The 19,480-nt window shown below is 51.7% G+C and carries 21 protein-coding genes; 16 read left to right on the top strand and 5 right to left on the bottom strand.

The features are described 5' to 3' along the window. The 3 genes from CODIS_RS21470 to CODIS_RS19835 form a co-directional block, all read left to right on the top strand. On the top strand, positions 1–482 hold a 482-nt coding region (locus CODIS_RS21470; RefSeq protein ID WP_305782136.1), incomplete at its 5' end, for a hypothetical protein. 346 nt (positions 483–828) lie between these two features. Continuing rightward, positions 829–1,077 (top strand): GlsB/YeaQ/YmgE family stress response membrane protein, encoded by a 249-nt coding sequence (locus CODIS_RS19830; protein WP_069128398.1) that lies wholly within the window; start codon positions 829–831, stop codon positions 1,075–1,077. A 299-nt stretch (positions 1,078–1,376) separates the two neighbouring features. Further along, entirely contained in the window at positions 1,377–1,967 is a 591-nt protein-coding gene (locus CODIS_RS19835) for a DUF1287 domain-containing protein (protein WP_069128399.1), read from the top strand. Positions 1,968–2,334: 367 nt separating this feature from the next. Here the strand turns inward: CODIS_RS19835 and CODIS_RS19840 are convergent, their stop codons facing one another. Continuing rightward, complete coding sequence (locus CODIS_RS19840) at positions 2,335–4,164, bottom strand: SLC13 family permease (RefSeq protein ID WP_069128400.1); 1,830 nt, start codon at positions 4,162–4,164, stop codon at positions 2,335–2,337. Positions 4,165–4,505: 341 nt separating this feature from the next. On the opposite strand from CODIS_RS19840, the gene CODIS_RS19845 reads away from it, so the two are divergent. The 8 genes from CODIS_RS19845 to CODIS_RS19875 all read left to right on the top strand — a co-directional run bounded on the left by CODIS_RS19845 (position 4,506) and on the right by CODIS_RS19875 (position 11,922). After that, positions 4,506–4,997 carry a hypothetical protein gene (locus CODIS_RS19845; RefSeq protein ID WP_069128401.1) on the top strand — a complete coding sequence of 164 codons (492 nt, stop codon included), beginning with the start codon at positions 4,506–4,508 and terminating at the stop codon, positions 4,995–4,997. 1,103 nt (positions 4,998–6,100) lie between these two features. Further along, entirely contained in the window at positions 6,101–6,628 is a 528-nt protein-coding gene (locus tag CODIS_RS19850; RefSeq protein ID WP_069128402.1) for a hypothetical protein, read from the top strand. Between the two features lie 301 nt (positions 6,629–6,929). Next, the gene (locus CODIS_RS19855) at positions 6,930–7,409 is read left to right on the top strand and encodes a DUF2244 domain-containing protein (protein WP_069128403.1); all 480 of its coding nucleotides are present in this window, start codon (positions 6,930–6,932) and stop codon (positions 7,407–7,409) included. 5 nt (positions 7,410–7,414) lie between these two features. Further along, positions 7,415–8,599, top strand: a complete 1,185-nt coding sequence (gene coxB / locus CODIS_RS19860) for a cytochrome c oxidase subunit II (RefSeq protein WP_235615297.1) — start codon at positions 7,415–7,417, stop codon at positions 8,597–8,599. A gap of 14 nt (positions 8,600–8,613) precedes the next feature. Beyond that, entirely contained in the window at positions 8,614–10,209 is a 1,596-nt protein-coding gene (ctaD, locus tag CODIS_RS19865) for a cytochrome c oxidase subunit I (RefSeq protein ID WP_069128405.1), read from the top strand. A 15-nt stretch (positions 10,210–10,224) separates the two neighbouring features. Next, positions 10,225–10,377, top strand: coding sequence for a hypothetical protein (locus CODIS_RS21120; RefSeq protein ID WP_154723224.1), 153 nt, complete (start codon positions 10,225–10,227; stop codon positions 10,375–10,377). Next, entirely contained in the window at positions 10,374–10,982 is a 609-nt protein-coding gene (locus tag CODIS_RS19870; RefSeq protein ID WP_069128406.1) for a cytochrome c oxidase assembly protein, read from the top strand. Before CODIS_RS21120 ends, CODIS_RS19870 begins: the two co-directional genes overlap by 4 nt. 67 nt (positions 10,983–11,049) lie before the next feature. Then, the gene (locus tag CODIS_RS19875) at positions 11,050–11,922 is read left to right on the top strand and encodes a cytochrome c oxidase subunit 3 (protein WP_069128407.1); all 873 of its coding nucleotides are present in this window, start codon (positions 11,050–11,052) and stop codon (positions 11,920–11,922) included. Positions 11,923–11,926: 4 nt separating this feature from the next. Here CODIS_RS19875 and CODIS_RS19880 read toward each other — a convergent pair whose 3' ends face one another. After that, entirely contained in the window at positions 11,927–12,151 is a 225-nt protein-coding gene (locus CODIS_RS19880) for a twin transmembrane helix small protein (protein WP_235615298.1), read from the bottom strand. An 80-nt stretch (positions 12,152–12,231) separates the two neighbouring features. On the opposite strand from CODIS_RS19880, the gene CODIS_RS19885 reads away from it, so the two are divergent. The 4 genes from CODIS_RS19885 to CODIS_RS19900 all read left to right on the top strand — a co-directional run bounded on the left by CODIS_RS19885 (position 12,232) and on the right by CODIS_RS19900 (position 16,017). Then, positions 12,232–12,969, top strand: coding sequence for an SURF1 family protein (locus CODIS_RS19885; protein ID WP_069128408.1), 738 nt, complete (start codon positions 12,232–12,234; stop codon positions 12,967–12,969). Next, positions 12,966–13,610: a hypothetical protein gene (locus tag CODIS_RS19890; protein WP_069128409.1), complete on the top strand. Its 645-nt coding sequence runs from the start codon at positions 12,966–12,968 to the stop codon at positions 13,608–13,610. Before CODIS_RS19885 ends, CODIS_RS19890 begins: the two co-directional genes overlap by 4 nt. Further along, positions 13,597–14,517 carry a heme o synthase gene (gene cyoE, locus CODIS_RS19895; protein WP_069128410.1) on the top strand — a complete coding sequence of 307 codons (921 nt, stop codon included), beginning with the start codon at positions 13,597–13,599 and terminating at the stop codon, positions 14,515–14,517. The genes CODIS_RS19890 and cyoE overlap by 14 nt, the downstream gene beginning before the upstream one ends. 426 nt (positions 14,518–14,943) lie before the next feature. Next, the gene (locus CODIS_RS19900; protein ID WP_069128411.1) at positions 14,944–16,017 is read left to right on the top strand and encodes a DUF2333 family protein; all 1,074 of its coding nucleotides are present in this window, start codon (positions 14,944–14,946) and stop codon (positions 16,015–16,017) included. Positions 16,018–16,019: 2 nt separating this feature from the next. Here CODIS_RS19900 and CODIS_RS19905 read toward each other — a convergent pair whose 3' ends face one another. The 3 genes from CODIS_RS19905 to CODIS_RS19915 form a co-directional block, all read right to left on the bottom strand. Beyond that, positions 16,020–16,292, bottom strand: coding sequence for a hypothetical protein (locus CODIS_RS19905; RefSeq protein WP_069128412.1), 273 nt, complete (start codon positions 16,290–16,292; stop codon positions 16,020–16,022). Positions 16,293–16,368: 76 nt separating this feature from the next. Beyond that, positions 16,369–17,550 (bottom strand): DesA family fatty acid desaturase, encoded by a 1,182-nt coding sequence (locus tag CODIS_RS19910; RefSeq protein WP_154723225.1) that lies wholly within the window; start codon positions 17,548–17,550, stop codon positions 16,369–16,371. 189 nt (positions 17,551–17,739) lie between these two features. Further along, complete coding sequence (locus CODIS_RS19915) at positions 17,740–18,933, bottom strand: GAK system CofD-like protein (RefSeq protein ID WP_069128413.1); 1,194 nt, start codon at positions 18,931–18,933, stop codon at positions 17,740–17,742. 210 nt (positions 18,934–19,143) lie between these two features. Here CODIS_RS19915 and CODIS_RS19920 point away from each other — a divergent pair, with 210 nt between their 5' ends. Then, complete coding sequence (locus CODIS_RS19920) at positions 19,144–19,422, top strand: DUF4870 family protein (RefSeq protein ID WP_069128414.1); 279 nt, start codon at positions 19,144–19,146, stop codon at positions 19,420–19,422. Positions 19,423–19,480: the final 58 nt, after the last annotated feature.

Raw genomic sequence — 19,480 nt, forward strand, 5'->3', positions numbered from 1 at the left:
CTCTATATCCCCAGCAAAATACTGATTTCTCTATTGTATCTAATCCAGTAAATTCGGACCCAAAAATCAACAGCCTGCTAGAGCTCTATCAACTCACATTCAAGGGATCACCCCCCGATGATATCTGGCCATCGGTCGACAGGCGCTTCGATGCTGTCGAATCATACGTTCGGATCAATACTGAAAGAGTGTTACTCATACCCAGACCTTCCCCGCTTGTCACCAACATCACACTCACTGCCTCACTGCCCTTTTTTCTCATCTCCTGCAGCGACGACCTTTCCGATACCGGGATCTGGTTTTGGCTGAAGCTGGCATTTGGCATCTACATCCTCTATCGAATCTTGAAATGGCTTGGCTCCGGAGGGGGAAGAAACTCGGGTAGTGGCGGTAGTGGTTGTGGCGGCTGTGCCGGTTGCAGTGGTTGTGGTGGTTGTGGCGGCTGTGCCGGTTGCCGTGGTTGTGGTGGTTGTGGTGGGTAACAGATGAGATTACCCCTGTTTTCACAATGTTTATCATTTCACATCTACTTGGCAGCATCCTTACTTGCTAGACTCCTTGCATGCGTTATCCGGCAAAATATTTTTCATTTTTCATGTATACAACCGCGAGTTGTTGCAACAATGACATGCAATTCAGAAATATATTTACGAACCGTAAATGACTGGGTTTAAACGTACTGATATTCATTTTGCCAACCGCCTGTTCTGGTTGAATCGGCTGCAAGCAACGGTCAATGAATTTTCTTATAAAAAATCGTCGTGACTGACGCATAAAGCAAAGCGACTGATTTGGTCAAATGTATTTTTTTAAATAAAGGAGCCCATAATGGATTTAACTTCTCTGTTAATTTTTCTGGCAATCGGTGCGGTTGCGGGTTGGCTGGCAGGCACCATTATGAAAGGCGGCGGTTTCGGTCTGCTTGGCAATATTATTGTTGGCGTGATTGGTGCCTTTATTGGTGGTTGGGTTTTCGGACTCCTTGGACTTTCTGTAAACGGGCTGATCGGATCATTGATCACAGCGGTTGCAGGCGCGGCAATATTGCTGTTCATCGTTGGATTGATCAAGAAATAACCACCTTCCCAAGCCATCGGGTTCCAGGCGGATTCATATCAGCCTGTTTCCCGATGCAGCCAAATCGGCATCCATGCAAAACGCTTCAGCATTGGCGCATCCTGATTGGGCATTTTCACAATCGCGTCATCGGGCTCCTGCCTATCCTGAATTGAACACATCGGTTCACCCCGTCTCTGAACAAGTTTCTCCTGAAATGACAACCGTGCGATTAAGCGGTTTGCTCAGTCATCAACCATAGTGAATAGAGGATCGAAAAATGGTGTGCCTTAATCAGGCTATTTGATATCCTTAAATTCATGCTGAAAACGCTATTTACCGTAATATTGCTGCAGTTGCCTGTTTATTGCCTGGCGGGACAGTTCGAGGATAGACTCGTCGCCGCGGCAATGGAACGCACTAAACATACTGTCAGATACGACGGCTCTTACATACCAATCGCATATCCTAATGGCGATATACCGAATAATATTGGTGTCTGTACCGATGTTTTAATCCGTTCTTATCGTGCACTTGGCATTGATCTACAACAGCTGGTTCATGAGGATATGGCATCTCATTTTGATCTCTACCCCTCGCAGCGGATATGGGGCCTGACACATACCGACAAAAACATCGATCATCGGCGTGTACCGAATCTACAACGTTTTTTCACCCGTCAGGGAAAAAGCCTGCCGGTAACCCACCATGGGCGTGATTACAAGCCCGGCGAAATAGTAACCTGGATGCTGCCTGGCAACCTGCCTCATATCGGTATTGTCGGCGATAAGGTCGATCAGCGGACAGGGTCGCCTCTCATCATCCACAACATCGGTTCAGGCCCAAAGCTGGAGGACATGCTGTTTGACTATCCAATTACCGGCCATTATCGCTATTCACCCCGGGATTAGCTAGGGCCGGACTAGTGTTAAAAGGCACTAGGGCCTGTTAACACTAATCCAATACACCCTGCTGGGGCTGTTTTCGTGCCCAGCAAGGCAGAATGAGCGTGGTGTAGTTATGCTACATGAGCGAATGATAACGCCGCTGGGGGCGAAAACAGCCCCAGCCCTTCGGGTTGCGCCCCGAAGGAAGTGCCCTTGGGGTATGCCTGAAAAAGCACCACTCGGCGTTGCTCGTCGTTCATTTGGAATTACCAAACCTCTCTCCTCGCGCCCCGAAGGAAGTGCCCTTGGGGTGCGCCTTGATTGGTGCTTTTTCAGGCACAACAGGGCGCATTGGATTAGTGTTAACAGGCCCTAGTAGGATTGGGATGTCTCAAATCTGGTACAGGGTGGGTAGCAACCAGCTGTAGGCGAACCACATGACAACAATGAGGGGTAACCCCACGCGGGCAAAGTCGGAAAATTTATAGTTTCCCGCACTCATGACCAACAGGTTAGTCTGGTAGGCCATTGGCGTGGCATAGCTCATATTCGCACCGAACAGCACCGCCAGCACGAAAGGCTCCGCCGGCAGTTGCAGGGAATGTGCAATACTGATGGCAATGGGTGTGCCGATAACCGCCGCTGCGTTATTGGATACCACATTCGTTAATAACGCCATCACCAGGATCAGGCTGCTCAATACCACAGTTGATGAGGCGCCTTGGGTGGCAGTAAGAAACAGGTGCGCCAGAAAGTCACTGCCCCCGGTCATCAGCAAGGCGTTTCCCAGCGCCAGACTTGCAACGATGATCAGGATCACCTGTGCGTTCAGTGCACGACCGACATCACGCCAGGAGAGGCATCCGCACAACAGCATCAGTAGTACCCCGCCAATCGCACTTACAGCGATGGGTAGGATACCGAATGCAGCGAACAGGATTACGCCCAACATTATCAATAGTGAATAGGGCGCCTTCCTAGTATGTGGCAGATCGGTTGTGGAATCGAGCACCATCACGATTGACTGCTGTTTCAATTCGTTGATATGGCTCCTTTTACCCTGTACCAGCAAGACATCGCCAATCCTCAGGTTAAGATTCCCCAATCCTTGCGGCAACGCCTTGATGCGCTCATTGGCTCGGTGAACTGCCAAAACGACAAGTTGGTAGCTGTCGGCAAAGCGAACCTCATTCAAGGTCCGGTTCTGCAACGGCGAACCCCGAAATATAATCGCCTCAGCAAGTTGTTGATCATGGGCCTGTAGCGGATGGTCTTCGTCGACCTCGTCGCCTGCGGAGTAGAGAGTTGCGCCAAGCTGCTGTTCAAACTCTTTCAGATGCGCGGGCGTATCATGTACCAACAGCCTGTCACCCGGATAGATCACCGCATCGGGCAGGGGCATTATGTAAGTTGTCTCACTGCGGCGAACTCTGTCTACATTCATGACATTGTGGGTAAGCGCTATCGCCTCCGACAATTCCATACCCGCCGCCGTGCTATCTTCCTTGATGACCAAGTGGGCAGTAAATACCCTCGGTGAGCTATCCGCCAATACCAGCTCGCGTTTCGGCAGTATTCGCGGTGCAATAAGCCAGAGATAGAGCAGTCCCAATGCGTTGGCGATCAGTGCGGGCACAATGAAATCGAACATTTCCATCTTACGCAATCCCAGGTCTGCAGCCACACCAACCACCAATAAATTCGTTGAAGTTCCAATGGTTGTGCTCATACCACCGATCAGGGTTGCAAAGCCCATCGGCATCAGCAGAGATGATGCATTGGAATTGGTCTGTAGTGACACACTGACCAGAATCGGCAGCAGCAGTATGACGATCGGTGTATTATTGATGAATGCGCTAAGAATTCCCGCTATCAGCAGAGTTGCCAAAAACGACAGGCTTGGACTGGCGCTCCACAATCTCGCCAATACTCTACCCACCGGCTCAAGCGCACCGGAACGTACCAATCCATGCCCAGCCACCATCAATGCGCAAACCGCAATCAAAGCTTCATGACCGAAACCTCGGAAAAAATCGATTGCGCTGATCTTCCCAGCCACACCTTGATAGGGAAATAATTCAAATCCCACTGCAAGCAGTGTCAGTACCAATAGTGATGATGTCTCTAAGGGGATCTTTTCACGACTGAACAGTATTAATGCAACAACGGTGAGCGATAAGACCGCCAGGGTGTGTGGATTTGTCACTCCATTATCTAACATGGATCAAGCCTTTTTGGCCAGTATAGCTGCATTCTATGGAAGAGGTTTACAATAAAACAAAATAATCCGGTATTTGAATCCACTGAGGTAAAGTTCACTTAAATTTTTTGCTAAAGAAAATACAAAATTAAACGATTTACTGTTCTAACCGCAGAGTCATCTCAAACTTATAGCATGTCTAAAAACTTTTAACTTGCCTCTGCATTTCCATTAAATCGTACAAAATTGAGATAAAAAGTAAAAAAAATAGTAATTTTATACATAATTAAAGCTTTAAGAGTTGTTCTTATACTAAAGTGCAACTATATTGTGCATGTTTGTTCAATCACTAAGGAGTACCAATGGCCTTAAAGAAAACTGTGAAAAAGCGTCGTAGAGCAAAAAGAAAAGTAATCTCAATGGAGACTATTGTCGAAGCTCTGCAGGCTGAAATCACCTTATCCTCTTCCAATAAACGCGCCCTGAGCAGATTGAACTCAGCCGGAAAAGCTGTAGACCGCCAGGACAAGTTAGTGGAAAGTACCGGCGAAAGAGTAACCAAGGCACGCGCTGCCGTTGCCAAAGCGAAAACCCCGGTCAGCAAGGAAAAGGCTAAAGAGCGTCTTGCTGCTGCCCAGGCCAAACTGAGAGAGGTCAAGGCGGCCCGCACAGCTGCTGCCGCCGAGCAACGCAAGGCAGAACGTCTGGCCAAGGGTCTCTATACGGCGATGCAGAAAGCGCGCGGCAAGATGGTTAAAGAGTTTGAAAAAGCGGCAAAATCACTTGAAAAGTCCGTTGACAAAAGGGCTCGTCGTCGCCGTAGAAGCAAGAAGAAAGCAGCTTCCTCTGCATAAACTACCGGCTCTTAAGTAGTTATTGTTACAACTCTGTCTTGGTAAGCCTGCCAAGGCAGGGTATCTAATCCTCCGCCCCTCTCTTCCATCCGATTTCTCTATTCAACAAAATTGCGAATTATCATTTTCTCTGTCTCTACCAGCAAGAGAACGACCGTGGAGACCATGATGATTCGAAGCCAGATTGAAATATCAAGTCCACGAGTACCGAACAAGATCTGCAGATGAGGTAGATAAGTGAAACTCATCTAAAAAAACCAATGGTATCGATGGTTGATATCGTGGAAACGAATGCAATACGCCACTACAGATGTGCTGTCAGCAACGGTGCATCCGAATCTATGGGCGGGCGACACATAACATTCACTTTCGTGGGTTCTAGTGCCAATGCCAGGGTCACTGCTATTATCATATTGCCCACAGGATCTGTACCGGCGTCAGTGGTAGTAGATGATATCAAAGCACAATAGCAGTCAAGGTGATCAGCGCTTCAGCAACTGCTCCGCGGTGACTTTTAAAGCAATATAGGCATTCCCGCTATGACTATGGTGCAGTATCGCCATGAAACGGTGTTCAGATTTAAAGGGCCAGCTTTTCCGCATCGATGGATATCTGCTTCCCCCCGCGCAAGATCATGGCAATGGCGATAACATCTGTCGGACAGCCTTCTGGGCATTCTCAGCCTTGCCCTCCTGAATATGGCCGATAAGTGCGTTAACGATCACCACAGTAAAAAAACGCTTGCGTCCACCCAATACTGCAGTAGCGAGGTCACCACGCCGGCAATGATCAGGATATGGAGAAGAACGCTTTCATTCGGCAATCCGGCTTCACAACCATTGATACGCTATAACAGGGTCTCGTTATCGACGGCATGCCAAGGCGTCAGGGTCGAGCCAGGAATGGCATCATGTGTGTGCACAATTTCATCATCCCGCTAAACTCAACATCCAGAGTGACGTGAATACGCTAACGCGACATGCGACATTACGCGGCACCACCTGCAATCCACGATAATATCGGCTGACTCACTTGCACAATGCTCATTCACTCAAAATCATATGTTTTCAATTATAATGAATACGACTGAGGTACGGACGGTGATGAAAACCACTGACATTCAGATCATCGATAATGGCGTGCTAGTGACGCGCAGTTTCGAGGAAGCGCTTAAGTTCCACCGGGGCAATGCCTACTGGGGCTGCGCGCTTGCCTTTAGAATGTTGCAATACGCGGCACAACTGCTCTCCCGGGAGAAGACCTGGGAACGGCAGGATCTCACCATCGAAAGCGGACATCCCGGGCCCGGCGTGAGAGATACGATCGAATATGTCACCGGTTGCGTCTCTGCTGGACGTTTTCAACTGACCTGCACTACCTGCGAGACCCGTTGTGTCAGTGATATGGACTACAGCTGGCGGGTAAACGACGGCAAGCACTATCTAACGCTGAGACTGGCAGACGGCATAGTCTCATCCGAGTTTCTTCAACTGCTCGACATCATCAACCGGAATGAGGCAGACGAGCATCACTATGAGCGTCTGGAATCACTCAAAAAGGCCATGATGGAGAAGATCTGGTCACTTGATCTCGAGCAGGCCTTTCCGGATGCACGGTTTATTAGGGCATGAACCGCCCGTTGCCGGCAGGGATTCCAGCTTTTCATCGACATATACAACTGGGCTTGATCAACGGATGCTTACTGAGGATCCGAATAGACACGCATTCAGGGATAGCACGTAATAAAATCGCTATATTCTATAATTCTAATTAATTATCAGTACCTTATAAATAGTCGAGAAATCAACTTAGTTATTGCTTTATGCCCCATCTTTGTCATATTCTTTTGACCCAGATCAATAAAAAACCTGATTCAGATCAATATTAGACGCCAGGCAGCATCGGCCGTCAGAGCTAACTGCGGGATGGCAAATGGTCTTTAGAGCACCACAAAACAGTAACAGTGATGAAGCTGTACTCGTCGTCCAACCCAACAGAAGTCTGACCTGGAACCAATCCAAGTGGCTATTTCTGTTGCTCGCATTGTGTATCGGCCTGGTCGGTCTCTATTTCTTTTCGCTTGGCGCCTGGTTGGTCCTGCCCTTCACCGGGCTGGAGATCTGCATTATCGGTATCGCCATCTACTGTCACAGCTTTTGCGCCCATTCGCAGGAAATCATCCATATTGATGACACCTATGTGAGGGTCAGTGACAACCGCAACCGTCAGGCAGTTAAGTGTTTTCACAAGGCCTGGCTGACAATCGTTCAGAACCACGACCCCAAAGGCTGGTATCCAAGCCGTCTTTTGATCGGGTCTCATGGCGAATATATCGAAGTAGGCAAAAATCTGTTGGAAGATGAGCGCGAGATGCTCGCCAACAATCTTAGAAACGCAATCGAGGGCTTCTGATCGGTATGCATAATAATCAAAAGAGAGAAACACGGAACTTTAAACCCGACTCTATTTGTAGAGTGATTCAGACCAACCGTTCACGCCTACCCGGATTTTGGCTTATTGCACCATTGTCCCTGGCAATGGGCGATGCTGCGGCTGAATACGGTCTCAATTTCCCCGAACCAGCAGCCAATGTGGCCCAGGAGATCTTCGATATCCATATGATGACGATGGGCATCGCCACATTCCTGCTGATAATCGTCTTCGCGATCGTCTTCTACTCGATCTATTTTCATCGCAAGAGCCGCGGCTACGAAGCCGACCAGGAGTTTCACAATTCATGGTTCGGCAACTGGTCCTGGGTTATCGTGCCGGTGATGGTGTTGGGTGTCGACCTGACCATTGCGGGTAAGGCGGATGCGGTTTTGAAAAAGGTCTGGGATGTACCGAAGGAAGAGAACATCATGGACGTAAAGGTGACCGGCCACCAGTGGTGGTGGGAATTCGACTATCTGGATCACGGTATCAAGGTGGAGAGTCGTTTTGTACCGGCAGAGGAGTCCGGGGACCTCTATCTGCGGGAAGTCGACAACCGCCTGGTCCTGCCCACCGGTGTCAAGATCCGCTTTCTGCACACCTCTGCGGACGTCCTCCACGCCTTCTGGGTACCTGAGCTGGCGGTGAAGAAGGATGCCATTCCCGGCTACGTCACCGAGACCTGGGCCGAACTCAACCGGGAAGGTGTCTTTCGCGGCCAGTGCGCAGAAATCTGCGGCACATGGCACTCCCGCATGCCCATCGTTGTGGAGTCGGTTTCACAAGAGAAGTTCGCGGCATGGGTAGACGATCAAAACGCGATCAAGCTGGCTGCCGCGGCTGAGGCAAGCGTCGATAAGACCTGGAGCATGGACGAACTGATGGCCAAGGGCAAACCACTCTACGATACAAAATGCGCGGCCTGTCATCAGGTTAACGGTGTCGGTCTGCCGCCTGCCTTCCCACCGCTAGCCGGATCGGCGATTGCCACCGGGGCCATTGCCGACCACCTGGATATCGTCATCAAGGGTAAAGAAGGGACTGCGATGCAGCCTTGGGGTTCACTTAACGATCTTGAGATCGCAGCAATCGTGACCTATGAACGCAATGCCTGGGATAACAATACAGGTGATGTCGTGCAGCCTGCAGACGTCAAACAGGCCAGATAGAGGAGAATTCAACCATGAGTACAACCACTCTGACCCATGATGAGGCACACCATCACGAGGCGCCGAAAGGCTGGAAGCGCTGGCTCTTCAGCACCAACCACAAGGATATCGGTACCCTCTATCTGTTTTTTGCACTGATTATGCTCTTCCTCGGCGGCGCCAGCGCCATGCTGATCCGCATGGAGCTGTTCCAACCCGGCATCCAGCTGCTCGATCCAGATCTGTACAACAACCTGGTCACCAACCACGCCCTCATCATGATTTTCGGTGCCGTAATGCCTGCAGCCGCGGGTTTGGCCAATTGGATGATCCCGATGATGATCGGCGCCCCGGACATGGCCCTGCCACGGATGAACAATCTCAGTTTCTGGGTATTGCCGGCGGCTGCGACCATGCTGATCCTCTCCTTCGTGGTGCCCTTCTTCCCGGGTGGCGGTACCCAGATCAATACCGGCTGGACCATCTATCCGCCACTCTCGGTGCAGGTTGGTATGTCGATGGACTTCCTTATCTTCGCCATCCACCTGCTGGGTATCTCCTCGGTACTGGCTTCGATCAACATCATCGTCACCCTGCTGAACATGCGTGCGCCGGGGATGACCCTGATGAAGATGCCGATGTTTTGCTGGACCTGGCTGGTCACAGCCTTTCTGCTGATCCTGGTAATACCTGTCTTGGCCGGCGGCGTCACCATGCTGCTGTTCGACCGCCATTTCGGCACCAGTTTCTTCGATGCGGCCGGTGGCGGTGACCCGGTCCTGTTTCAACACCTGTTCTGGTTTTTCGGGCATCCCGAAGTCTACATTTTGCTGTTGCCCTCCATCGGGGTACTCTCCCATGTAATACCAACCTTCGCGCGCAAGCCGCTGTTCGGTTACAAATCGATGGTCGGCGCCATGCTCGCCGTGGCCACCATCGGCATGGTGGTATGGGCGCATCATCAATACACTGTCGGCATGTCCCTGGGGGCGGTCACCTATTTCATGATCGGCACTATTCTGATCTCCATACCGGTGGGCCTGATGGTGTTCAACTTCATCGCTACCATGTGGCGCGGCGCCATGACCTTTGAAACCCCGATGCTGTTCGCGGTGGGTATAGTCCTGATGTTCACCTTCGGCGGTTTGAGCGGCGTCATGCTGGCGGTGGTGCCTGCCGATATGCAGTATCACGACAGTATGTTCGTCGTCGCGCATTTCCACTATGTGTTGATGCCCGGCGCGGTATTCGGCCTGTTTGCCGGTGTCTTCTACTGGCTGCCGAAATGGACCGGACACATGTATGACGAGAAGCTGGGAAAACTCTTTTTCTGGACCAACGTCATCAGTTTCAACATCACCTTCTTTCCACAACATTTTCTCGGCTTGGCGGGAATGCCGCGAAGGATCGTCGACTACAACATGATCTTTACCGAATTTAATGTGATATCGAGCATCGGAGCGATGATCTTCGGTCTCAGCCATCTGCTGTTTCTCTACATCATCTTCAAGACCATCCGCGGCGGTAAGAAGGCGGAGGGTAGGTCCTGGGAAGGTGCCAAGGGTCTCGAGTGGGAGCTGGACTCCCCACCGGCCTTCCATACCTGGACGGTTGCCCCTCAGATCAAATAGGAGCTATGAGGAGTTATGCGTATTCCTGACTATCAAACAGCCGAACTGAGGCGTAAGAATGTACGCCTGGCCTGGGGACTGGCCGGACTTGCACTGTTCTTTCTCGTGACCTCATTCCCCTTCTGGACAGGTATCTTTCGAATTGTCGGTACACAGGCGATACAATGAATCAAAGGGTACCGGACAAGCATCGCAAGAACCGCCGCACAACCCTGCTGTTGTCCGGACTGGTCGTGGCGATGTTTGGTTTCGGCTTCGCTCTGGTGCCCCTGTACAACCTTTTCTGCCAGATCACGGGAACACAGTCACTTTCCCAACGTAGCCAGATCGGCCTGGCCACGCCAACCTCCGAGCGGGTGGATCAGGCCCGCTGGGTCACTGTCAAGTTCGACACCACGGTCAACCCAAATCTGCCCTGGGAGTTCGTTGCCGAGACGAATAAGATGCGTGTCCATCCCGGTCAGACCTATGAGGTCAATTTTCACGCCCGCAACCGCAGCCATAGCGCCGTTACCGGGCAGGCCATACCAAGCGTGGCGCCCTGGCAGGCGACACCTTTTTTCAGCAAACTGGAATGTTTCTGTTTCAACAAGCAGAGACTCGACGGCAGTGAAAAGACCATCATGCCGCTGCAATTCATGGTTTCGACGAAACTGCCTGCAGAGATCAACTCGCTGACACTCTCATACAGTTTCATGCGCCTGAAAGAGGCGGACAGCGACGACCGGGAGAACGCGCTTCCGCCGATGATTGCGTCAGCCCCGGATCAATAACAAGTAGAGCTAGCAAAGCAACCACTATGACTATGACAAAAAGATCAACATCGAGAGGAGTACCAGCATGTCGGTAAAGGAACACAGCGGGGATTATTTTATACCCGACCCCAGTCCCTGGCCTATTATTGGCATGGTTTCACTGCTGACTACCCTGTTTGGTGGAGTACTGGCCATGAATGGGGTCGCCATCGGCAGTTATATAGTTACCGCCGGCCTGCTGCTGTTCTTCTTTCTGCTGTTTGGCTGGTTTCGGGATGTCATCGGGGAGAATCTGAACGACTGTTACAATAAACAGGTCGATACCTCCTTCCGCATGGGCATGTTCTGGTTCATTGCCTCGGAGGTCTTTTTCTTTCTAAGCTTTTTCGGCTCGCTATATTATATCCGCAATATCGCCCTGCCCTGGCTTGGCGGCGAAGGCTACCTGGGGGTAACCAATGAGCTGCTTTATAACGGATTCGAGGCAGCATGGCCCACCCATGGTCCAGGTGAACTGGGCGGCGATTTCCAACCGATGGGGGCGTGGGGCATTCCGGCGATGAACACCCTGATCCTGCTCTCCAGCGGCGCTACCATTACCTGGGCCCACTGGGGATTGAAACTCGATAATCAGAAACAGCTGGTCTGGGGCCTGATCGCAACTATTGCCTTGGGCCTGCTGTTCGTAGCCCTACAGGCTTATGAATACGGTCACGCCTATTCTGAGTTGAACCTCACTCTGGAATCGGGCGCATACGGATCAACATTTTACATGTTGACCGGATTTCACGGCTTTCATGTCACCATGGGTGCGGTGATGTTGATGGCAATCCTGGGACGCAGCATGAAGAGCCACTTCAGTGCCCACAACCACTTCGCCTTCGAAGCGGTTGCCTGGTACTGGCACTTTGTCGATGTGGTCTGGTTGGGACTTTTTGTCTTCGTGTACTGGCTCTGACCGCCTATTGCGGCAATAGGCTGTGCGGCTGGAGAAGACCGAAGTAGTAACCAACCATGAGCAGGATGAACAGCAGAAGCGACAGGACAACCCGAAGGGTCAGCGCGCGTACCACGCGGGTACTTTCGTTCCTGCCATCATCCTTGGCCATATAGTACATTCCCTGAAACAGACTGAAGATAATGAAGGCCAATACCAGCAACACCGGTAGCTTGAATATGATGTCCATGATCTCTCCCGATCCGGGTTTGATAAGGTTAGCCTGCCGATACTGCACTAACAGGAACAGATAATTCCACTATAGCCCTTATGACCAGCAACACCCGTCAATTTCGTGCCCAGGCAATCCCTACAATAATAATGGTAATCCTGACGCCCCTCTTCATCGGACTCGGCCTCTGGCAGCTGGATCGTGCCGAACAGAAACGAAATCAGGGCTCATCGCTGGAGATGAGGCGTAAACAGCCCCCTGTCTCGCTGGATGGTCCCCACCCGGATGCCGAGCAATTGCGCTTCCGCCAGGTGGTGGCTCATGGACGCTATCTCAACGATAAAAGCGTGTTGATCGAAAACCGCAAGCATCAGGGTAAGACTGGTTTTCATCTGGTCACTCCCTTGCGACTCCAGGAGAGCGGCAGGACGTTGCTGGTCAACCGCGGTTGGATTGCCCGCGATCAGATCGATCAAGCCCTGGCTGCAGCCGATGTCGGTGAAAGACTCACCGTCCACGGTGAAGTCAGGATCCCACAACCACCTGCCATCGAGCTCAAGCAGAAGGATGCAGCAAGTGAGGATACCGCGCCCCGTTGGCCATTTCTCACTCTGGAACACTTCAGAGAATGGTCTGGCTTGGATATCGCTCCTTTCGTGGTGCTGCAATCTCCGCAGGACGCTCATGGTTTCGTGCGCCAATGGCCCCACCCACGCGTCAGTGACATAATGCATATCGGCTACGCCATTCAGTGGTTTGCATTTGCCATCATCACCCTCCTGATCTGGATTCGTCTATCGCTGCACAAACGCGGCACAAAAGAGGCTGCAGTATGACCAGTGTCGCAGACAGCAGCGCCAAACCGCGCACGCTCGCCTCTCTTTGGGTATTGATCGCATTGTTTGCACTGCCGATGATCGCCGCCTGGGTGTTCTTCCTCAATCCGCAGTGGCTGCCGGCGGGACGTACCAACAATGGCGAATTGATCGATCCGCCGAGACCTGTTCAGTCACTTAGATTGCAGACAACGGATGGCGAATGGTTTGACTGGCAATCCTTGCAGGACATGTGGGCCATGACCCTGGTCAGCGAAGGCGGCTGTGATGCAGCCTGCATCGAGATGTTGATCAAGGTACGCCAGATCCGCCGCGCCACCGCTGCGAATCGTCAGCGTATCGCCCGCTTGCTGATCCTGATGCCCGACCAGGCAGGTCGCCTCGATCTACCCAACATGGGTGGACTTGAAGGCACTGAGCTGCTGATCGCGGATAAGGGGCAGCGCGCCGCCCTCGAGTCCCTGTTTCCACTACAGTTATCGGAGCAGGCTATCCCTATCTTTCTCATCGACCCCCGGGGTGATCTGATGATGAAGCACGACACCACGAAGATCAGCTCAAAAGAGATCCTGCAGGATCTGGAAAAACTACTTAAAGCCTCGGAAAACTGGGCTCAAGGAGGTCGCTATGGCCATCAGTAATGTTTCTGCACAGCAAGTCGGTTTTGCCTGGCGCCACTATTATGAGATGACCAAACCCAAAGTCGTCCTGCTTATCGCCTTTACCGCCCTGGTCGGCATGCTGTTGTCGCGGGAAGGCCTGGTACCCTGGCAGCCGCTTCTGTTCGGCCTGCTTGGTATCTCCCTGGCGGCTGCCTCGGGTGCGGTGATCAACCATGTCATCGACCAACGTATCGATGCCATGATGGACAGGACCAGTTGGCGCCCCATACCCAGCGGGCACATGGATACCCCTCACGCAATCAGCTTTGCCCTGTTGTTGGGCGGCCTCTCTATGTTGCTGCTCTATCTCCTGGTCAACCCATTGACGGCACTGCTTACCTTTTTCGCCCTGATCGGTTATGCCGTGATCTACACCCTCTACCTGAAACGCAATACTCCGCAAAACATCGTCTGGGGTGGATTGGCTGGGGCGGCACCCCCATTGTTGGGCTGGTGCGCGGTTACCGGTGAGGTCACTGTCGAGGCCTTTCTGTTATTGTTGATCATATTTGTCTGGACACCGCCCCATTTCTGGCCCCTGGCGATACACCGCCGCGACGATTACGCCAAGGCCGACATACCCATGCTGCCCGTTACCCATGGCATCAACTTCACCAAGCAGCAGGTTTTGATCTATGCCATCATGCTGCTGGCGGTCTCACTACTGCCCTTTGTGATTCGGATGAGCGGATATCTCTATCTGATCGGTGCGTTTGTACTGGGGTGTACCTTTGTCTACCATGCCGTCAGACTGTTGCAGAGCAAGGGACGCGATCACGCCATGAAGACCTTCGCCTTCTCGATTCTCTACCTCAGTCTGCTGTTCACCTTGCTGCTGGCCGATCACTATTTAAGCCTATTCTTGCCATCGGGCATCGCAAGCTGATAACGGCAGGGCTATCTGGAAATCCGTATAGGTACGGCCTGCCGTCCTGAGCAGACAACACTGACCCCCGTCTCGTTCCCATGCTCTGCGTGGGAACGTATACCATCGGTTGAACGCATTATGGGCTCCCGTGAAGAGCTGGACCGTCACGTTCCAACGCAAGAGCTCGGGAGCGCGGGAACGAGGCCAGTATGATACAGCGTTTTGAAGGATGTTGATCGATCATGGCGCGGCAAGCCTCATTCTAGGGCCTGTTAACACTAATCCAATGGGCCCTAGACAATGTCAAAGCTTGCCTTGACCCTACTTCGTCAGATAGTGTCTTACGAAAAGCAGTAGTATAGAGCGGCAAGATATGATTACCATCTGTGATGGATAATTCTATGCTGATATGTTTCTGATCTTTTCAAGGCAGGGAAAGTACGGGTGAAAACGCTTTTCGAAAAACTACTTCGCAGTACAACCTCTCTGATAAACCGGATTGCCCGGCTTTATCATCCCCGGACCCTGCGGGAAAAGGGCTGGATTTGGGGCAGTATGCTCGGCGTTGTCACCCTTTCCGGATTGCTTTTTCTACTCGGACTCTACTGGAGCAGCGTGCCCGAACCCTTCGATGTACGCAACAACACCCGCAGCATGCTGCAGGAGATGAGCCTGGAACCGGTCACCGGTTCCTACACCACCGCCGCCCTGGTCACTGTCATGGAAACCCTGTTGCAAAAACCGGGAGGTTATCTGAGTAATGACATCATGCCGCCGAGCGTTTTTCTGGACAATATTCCCAACTGGGAGTTCGGTGCCCTCACCCAGGCCCGCGATCTGGCCCGTTCGTTACGCAATGATATGAGCCGCTCTCAATCCCAGTCGTTGGAAAACGAGGATCTGGCCATCGCCGAACCTCAGTTCAATTACAGTAACGACTCCTGGATATTCCCTTCGACCGAGGGTGAGTACCGCAAGGGTCTCGAGGCACTCAGACGCTATCTCAGCGGCCTCTCGCAACAAGGCGAGATGAGTACCCAGTTCTTTGCCCGTGCCGATAATCTGCGTGACTGGCTGGCGATAGTCGAGAAGCGTCTGGGAAGCCTATCCCAACGCTTGAGCGCCAGCGTGGGACAGGAGCGCATCAATACCGACCTCGCGGGCGACCCTGACGCCGCACAATCGACCGCCACCTCGGACAATGTCAGGGTACAGACACCATGGCTAGAAATAGATGATGTCTTCTTCGAGGCCCGTGGCGCCACCTGGGCCCTGATTCACTTTCTGCACGCAGTAGAGACCGATTTTCAGGATATATTGAGGAAGAAAAATGCCCTGGTGAGTCTGCGTCAGATCATCCGCGAACTGGAAGCCACCCAGGGCTCTATCAGCAGTCCGGTGGTATTGAACGGAAGTGGATTGGGGATCTTCGCCAACTACTCACTGGTCATGGCCTCTTACATATCACGGGCCAATGCGGCCGTCATCGATCTGAGAAGTTTACTGAGCCAGGGGTAGGATTATTTAGCGGTAAACCGTTTCCTGATCTTTGCTAAAAGCTTACTCAATTCCTTACGCATTTTTTTAGGTTTTTTACCATGTTTATCGGAGATCTTGACGAAACGATCCTCGTATTTCCTGGCCCGATTACGCGTTTTCTTATCGGTGTCTTCAAGTTTCTTCCGCAGCTTCTTCTTCCTCAGCGCCTCGATCAACTCACGATCACGCCTGGCAAAATAGATATCCTCTTCCGCCTGTCCCTTGAGCCACAGCTTGTTGAACGAGTCGGCCATACAAACCCCCCGTCTGTTACCGTCCGTCTCCCCGCATGAGGATGTTGAAAACCTCCTTGTTCAGCAGAGCCAGGTGTCACCGCACCGGCGTCATCCCGTAGGATCTGAGGATGGAGACAAACTCCTGCAACGCCTCCACTCCGCTCGCCTCCGCCTGGGCGCACCATAGACTCAGGGCTTCAAGACGTTTTTCGTGGCTGGAGGCCTGCTGCTCCCAAATCGCCTGCAGCTTCAACTTGAACTGATAGACCTTGTCCAGGGCCGCGTTAGTGTCGAGAATCTCTTTCAGCTGTAACAGGTCGCTATCGCTCAGCAGCATGCTGTCCCGGCGCACCAGGCGCTGGGCACTGCGATATAGACGTCGCAGCGGGCGTTGGGCATGCTTGATCTCATACCTGAACACCGGCTTCAACACCTTGCGACGATAATCACTCAACAATTGCAGCCGATTGACCGTCAGCGCCTTAATCGCATCTATGTCCAGTTGAGAACGCTCTGCGATCAAGGCGCGCTTGGGTGCAATCTTGAGCACCCTTGCCAATCGTAAAAAAGTGAACAGCTTGATATAGAACCAGCCCAGATCAAACTCCCACCACCGGTTTGACAGCTTGGCGGAGCTGCCGAAGGCGTGATGGTTGTTGTGCAACTCCTCTCCACCGATAAAGATTCCCCAGGGAACGATGTTGGTCGCCGCATTGGGGATCTCGAAATTGCGATAGCCCCAATAGTGGCCGATACCATTGATCACCCCCGCAGCCCAGAACGGTATCCATATCATCTGGATAGCCCAGACCGTAATGCCTGCAGGGCCCAGCAGTATCAACTCAACGATAAACAGCAGTGCAATGCCCGAATAGTTGTAGCGTGCATAGAGATGGCGTTCCAGCCAGTCGTCAGGTGTTCCCTTGCCGTAGCGTTCCAGGGTCTCCTGATTTTTCGCCTCCTGCTGGTAAAGCTCTGCACCCTGCCACAACACTTTGCTCAATCCCTGGATCTGGGGACTGTGGGGATCGTCCTCCATTTCACACTTCGCATGGTGCTTGCGATGGATGGACACCCATTCACGGGTCACCATACCGGTCGTCAACCAGAGCCAGAATCGAAAGAAATGGCTCAGCAGTGGATGCAACCAGAGCGCCCGGTGGGCCTGATGACGGTGAAGAAAGACTGTCACCGATACGATGGTGACATGGGTGAGAACCAGGATCAGAATAATAAAATCTGACAGTGAAAAATCGAATAAGCCATTGAGTATCATGAAAAACCTGCTGGCATCATTGATGCTTTACCAAATATGGCAAGTGTGTGATTAGTAAGGGTGTCCCCATTCACTAACGGATCGTCGCTGGATACTATGTTCAGCGAGAATATCCCAATAGTATATACACTGTATACCGGTTTGCAGACCCCTGCAGTCTAGGGCCTGTTAACTCTCATCCAATCTGCCCTAGGTCAGGGAGAGCAGCGCCGACACCAGCAGTTTCGAATCGTAGTAGGGTGCGCTGCGTCTGCTGATAAGTGTTGTATCGATGACCTGAATATCAAGTTCCTCGACAAGTTTGGCAGAGAGTTTCGATGGATATTGCCCATTTCTACTGTCGAGGAGTATGAAATTCAATTGCCTTCCTTTTGCGGCATTACCTGACAGATTTTTTCGCAAGTAGTGCATCAACCGCCGCACCGCATCGTTCAGATTCATACCCAGCTGTTCCGGATCTGCACCCAGATTTGGCACGTAGACCTTAGGGCAATCGTTTTCCGCTATCGAGGCCCCGACGCCTTGAGGCAGAAGATTGGCCACCAGACTGGTGTAAAAACTGCCGGGGGGGTAGACAATCAACTCCGCTTTTTGTATCAGCTTATGGTTTTTTTTGCGCAATTGCGATTTTACCGGTGTGTATTTATCCAAGCGCCTGGAGAGGGAGATCTCTTTCACCGGACTCTCAAGGGGCGAAACCTCTTTGCCGGTCAGCAGATGTTGACCGACTATACGACTGCCATCTTCCAACTCTGCCGTGAGATGGTATTTATCATTGACGACTGCACGCACCAATCCCTGAACCCCCAACAGCTTTTCGAACAGAAAGATGATCGGGTCGAGATGTTCATGGTTATTGAGATAACCGCCACTGAGAATCAGATTACCGATACTGGCTCCACGCAGGTCGAATTTTTCCGGCATAGCGTCATAGAAGTAACCCAACTGATAGCGGATGATACGCCTGATGGGATTGTTTACCGGTTCCACCAATGGGTGTCTGCCTCTGATCATTGATTCGAGCTGATGTAGCAGCTCACCCTTCCCTGCCTTAAGGGGAAAACGGTAGGTCAGTAGCTCATAGACCTCCGGATGTCCGGTCACTGTTTCATCCGCCAGTGCAACGAGTCGACTGCGCAAATCTCCAATAGAGGGCATGTCGAATGCCCGACGTAGTTTGGCGGAACTGCCGCCGGAGTCGAATGGGGTTACCAGATGTATGGAGTTATGGGTGTAGCTTTTCAATACCCGACTGACGTCATTGAGGGCGCTGCCACCGCTGAAGAAGAGTATCCTTGGTCCGAGTTCAGGGCTTTTTTGATAACGGCTGATGCGGAGCGGATCGGGTATGCGTACAGTGCGTGTAACAAAGATGTCTTTCATGAAGTGCCCATTCGATCAGCTACCGATTGTTGAGCGGAATCTTGTCTTCAAAAATTCGCCAAACGAGCTAATTATAGTATGGAACAATAACTGAAAAAGAATAATTTAATGTGATTGAATATTTAACCCGCGAATACTACCGACTTATTCTATGTGTATCATTGCAGCTATGCTCTGGCATGTGACATGAATCAGTGACATGATGTGAAAATGAACGGTTCGACGAAAGCGATCAACAGTATCCATAGCGATCGGGAAAAAACCATCGCAATGGTGGTATATGCACTGCAGGCCCTTTCTTTCCTGTTCGTCATTACCTTTCTGGTTGCCGTCATTATCAACTACGTCAAACGCGACGATGTCAGGAACAGTTGGCTTGAATCACACTACAGGTGGCAGATCCGCACCTTCTGGTTCAGTCTCCTGTGGATAGCGATCGGCTACCTAACAACCTTCATCCTGATTGGCTATGGACTTCCCCCGAAATAATGGATACCACATTTTTCAAGCCTGCATAGCCTCGAATTCAACAGGCGACCTATATCCT

Source organism: Candidatus Thiodiazotropha endolucinida (genome assembly GCF_001715975.1).
Classification (GTDB): domain Bacteria; phylum Pseudomonadota; class Gammaproteobacteria; order Chromatiales; family Chromatiaceae; genus Thiodiazotropha; species Thiodiazotropha endolucinida.

Coding starts and splice junctions, on each gene's coding strand:
- CODIS_RS19830 (WP_069128398.1), top strand. CDS start 829: ATGGATTTAACTTCTCTGTTAATTTTTCTGGCAATCGGTGCGGTTGCG.
- CODIS_RS19835 (WP_069128399.1), top strand. CDS start 1,377: ATGCTGAAAACGCTATTTACCGTAATATTGCTGCAGTTGCCTGTTTAT.
- CODIS_RS19840 (WP_069128400.1), bottom strand. CDS start 4,164: ATGTTAGATAATGGAGTGACAAATCCACACACCCTGGCGGTCTTATCG.
- CODIS_RS19845 (WP_069128401.1), top strand. CDS start 4,506: ATGGCCTTAAAGAAAACTGTGAAAAAGCGTCGTAGAGCAAAAAGAAAA.
- CODIS_RS19850 (WP_069128402.1), top strand. CDS start 6,101: ATGAAAACCACTGACATTCAGATCATCGATAATGGCGTGCTAGTGACG.
- CODIS_RS19855 (WP_069128403.1), top strand. CDS start 6,930: ATGGTCTTTAGAGCACCACAAAACAGTAACAGTGATGAAGCTGTACTC.
- coxB (WP_235615297.1), top strand. CDS start 7,415: ATGCATAATAATCAAAAGAGAGAAACACGGAACTTTAAACCCGACTCT.
- ctaD (WP_069128405.1), top strand. CDS start 8,614: ATGAGTACAACCACTCTGACCCATGATGAGGCACACCATCACGAGGCG.
- CODIS_RS21120 (WP_154723224.1), top strand. CDS start 10,225: ATGCGTATTCCTGACTATCAAACAGCCGAACTGAGGCGTAAGAATGTA.
- CODIS_RS19870 (WP_069128406.1), top strand. CDS start 10,374: ATGAATCAAAGGGTACCGGACAAGCATCGCAAGAACCGCCGCACAACC.
- CODIS_RS19875 (WP_069128407.1), top strand. CDS start 11,050: ATGTCGGTAAAGGAACACAGCGGGGATTATTTTATACCCGACCCCAGT.
- CODIS_RS19880 (WP_235615298.1), bottom strand. CDS start 12,151: ATGGACATCATATTCAAGCTACCGGTGTTGCTGGTATTGGCCTTCATT.
- CODIS_RS19885 (WP_069128408.1), top strand. CDS start 12,232: ATGACCAGCAACACCCGTCAATTTCGTGCCCAGGCAATCCCTACAATA.
- CODIS_RS19890 (WP_069128409.1), top strand. CDS start 12,966: ATGACCAGTGTCGCAGACAGCAGCGCCAAACCGCGCACGCTCGCCTCT.
- cyoE (WP_069128410.1), top strand. CDS start 13,597: ATGGCCATCAGTAATGTTTCTGCACAGCAAGTCGGTTTTGCCTGGCGC.
- CODIS_RS19905 (WP_069128412.1), bottom strand. CDS start 16,292: ATGGCCGACTCGTTCAACAAGCTGTGGCTCAAGGGACAGGCGGAAGAG.
- CODIS_RS19910 (WP_154723225.1), bottom strand. CDS start 17,550: ATGATACTCAATGGCTTATTCGATTTTTCACTGTCAGATTTTATTATT.
- CODIS_RS19915 (WP_069128413.1), bottom strand. CDS start 18,933: ATGAAAGACATCTTTGTTACACGCACTGTACGCATACCCGATCCGCTC.
- CODIS_RS19920 (WP_069128414.1), top strand. CDS start 19,144: ATGAACGGTTCGACGAAAGCGATCAACAGTATCCATAGCGATCGGGAA.